The sequence below is a fragment of the Actinoplanes sp. NPDC026623 genome, from assembly GCF_040638275.1.
Lineage (GTDB): Bacteria > Actinomycetota > Actinomycetes > Mycobacteriales > Micromonosporaceae > Actinoplanes.
In genome coordinates, this window is sequence record NZ_JBEZXZ010000113.1 from 26869 (window position 1) to 28189 (window position 1321).

2 protein-coding genes are annotated in these 1321 nt (G+C 73.2%); both read right to left on the reverse strand.

Going from position 1 to position 1321, the window contains the following annotated elements; translation table 11 throughout:
* Window positions 1–117: 117 nt before the first annotated feature.
* The gene (locus AB0F10_RS28130; RefSeq protein WP_360631351.1) at window positions 118–771 is read right to left on the reverse strand and encodes a fasciclin domain-containing protein; all 654 of its coding nucleotides are present in this window, start codon (window positions 769–771) and stop codon (window positions 118–120) included.
* 84 nt (window positions 772–855) lie between these two features.
* On the reverse strand, window positions 856–1321 hold a 466-nt coding region (locus AB0F10_RS28135; RefSeq protein ID WP_360631354.1), incomplete at its 5' end, for an anti-sigma factor.

A 1321-nucleotide genomic window follows, 5' to 3' on the forward strand; every position in this document is an offset into this window, starting at 1 on the left:
CCGTGGGGCCCGGGCGCCCCCGGGGGGGGGCCCTCTCCCACACCGGCGGGGGCCCCCCCCCCCCACGGCGGTTGTGCGGGAGCGCCTCGCCGTTCACGGCCCGTGCCGCCTACCGCGTCAGGGCAGGTCGATCGGGCGCAGCACACGGTCGATACCGTGCCCGATCTGGCGGTTGCCCCCGTTCACGTTGAACTTGATCACGCGCGGATCGCGGTCGTTGCGGTCGGCGTCGATCAGCTTGATGCGCTTGCAGTAGTAGCCGTACACGTCCACCTTGACGGACGATCCCGCCGCGGTCTTGAGGCGGGCGCCGTCGGCCCTCAGCGCTGCCGTGCGGTCGATGGTGACGCCGGGCACGACGTGGTAGAGCAGCACCGACTCGACGGTGTCGATGCCCAGGCCGGCCACCGCGGTGAACGCCGCCTTCTCGCCCGGCAGCCGCCGGCTGTGCCCGAGATCCGCCACCAGTACCCGGAATGCCAGATCGTTCGGCAGGAACGCGGTCAGCTTCGTGGTGCCGTCGGCGAGCACGCCGACCGGGCTGGACGGCTTGGCGGTCAGCACCGCCTGCACCGCCGCGGTGAGGATGTCGAAGTCGCGGGGATTGCGGTCGAAGCCGCTCCGGTCCGCGGTCAGCACCGCGGCCAGCGACCGGGTGCCCGGCGGCTTCGTCCTGCCGTGCGCGGCAGCCGGTGCGGCGGTGAGAGCGGAGGCGACGACCGCGGCGGTCGCCACCGCGGCGGTCCGGCGGCCGAGTCGGATGAACCTCATCGTCATGCGTCCTTTCCGAGTGCGGAGTGGTGGCTTGCGCGCCACCACTCCGTCCTTCGCTCGCATCACCGTTGATGGATGCACCTATTCGGTCAGCACTCCGCGCAGCAGGCTGTGGCCCGAATGCGCGGCGTCGCCGTCGTGCGGTTCGTCGCTGACGTCGACGAGGCGGTACCGGTTCAGATCGGTGCCGGGCGGTACCGGCAGCACCACGTCCGGCCGGTCGGTCAGGTTGCCGACGGCGACCATCTTCGTGATGTCGTCCGGGTCGATCAGCCACACCTCGTGGAAGCCGGTGGTCAGCGGCAGATTGCGGACGTCGATGCGCATCTGCCCGTCGGACAGCACCCGCACACTGCCGCCCGCCTGCGCCGACACCGTGGGTAGCGGCGTCAGCATCGCCCGCGCGGTCACCTCCGCGGCCGGTGGCCGCGACACGAGCCGGTCGACCGCCACCGTGCCCGCCACCGCGAGCACCGCGGCCGCCGCCGCGCTGAGCACCGGCACGACCCAGCGGGGCCGCCGGCGGCGGGTGCGCCGCTCCGCCGGC